The 930-nt window shown below is 58.9% G+C and carries 1 pseudogene; it reads left to right on the forward strand.

The features are described 5' to 3' along the window. Nucleotides 1-213: 213 nt before the first annotated feature. A pseudogene (locus QCM77_RS45925) lies at nt 214-930 on the forward strand (IS701 family transposase); the annotation flags it as partial.

The following is a 930-nucleotide window of genomic DNA, read 5'->3' on the forward strand; positions in this document are numbered from 1 at the left end:
GCAAACTTGGAAGACATTTGCTCTCGGGCCGAGCGCTGCAACCTTGATCGAGCGGCAATGTCGCCCGGGGCGGGAGGCTGGCCAAAGTGCAATATGTTAGGTCCCGCAATTGCTGATGCAGAATATCTAGTCTTACTGAGTCAGAGTGTCGCGGCCCTTGTCGACAGGAATCATATATTTGAGAAGACTCACTTTTCAGCGTGGGAGACTGAGATGGGTCTGACAAGATCGGGGGACGTAGCGTCGCGGTTTTCGGCGTACATTGAGGGCCTTGCGAGCGTGATCGGACATGCGGGACGAGCCAAACCGCTTCGCGATTACTGTACAGGGCTGATGATGCCGTGCGACCGCAAGAGTGTCGAGCCGATGGCGGCGATGACGGCTCCTGAGCGGACAGCAGCGCAACATCAGGCATTGTTGCATCTTGTCGGTCAAGGCGACTGGTGGATCAGCAGGTGTTGGCCAAGGTCCGTGAGTTAGTGCTGCCGGGCATCGAACGCCATGGAGAGATCGAAGCTTGGATCATCGATGATACGGGCTTTCCTAAGAAGGGGCGGCATTCGGTCGGGGTTGCACGGCAATGTTGCGGTCAGTTGGGCAAGCAAGACAATTGTCAGGTTGCCGTGACGCTTTCGCTCGCGAGCCATCATGCGAGCTTGCCGGTGGCCTATCGGCTCTATCTACCAAGGGAGTGGGGGACGGACCGTGCACGTCGGCGCAAAGCCGGTGTCCCCAAGGAAATCACCTTCAAGACCAAACCGGCAATTGCACTTGATCATTTGCGCTGGGCCTGCGCGGTGGGCTTGCCGCGCGGCGTGGTCCTGATGGACGCCGGCTATGGCACCGACACCGCTCTGCGTGGGAGTATTACCGAACTGGGCCTGAGCTATGTGGCCGGCATCTTGCCACAAACCTCGGTATGGGCGCCCG

It is taken from the genome of Bradyrhizobium nivariense (genome assembly GCF_029846695.2).
Lineage (GTDB): Bacteria > Pseudomonadota > Alphaproteobacteria > Rhizobiales > Xanthobacteraceae > Bradyrhizobium.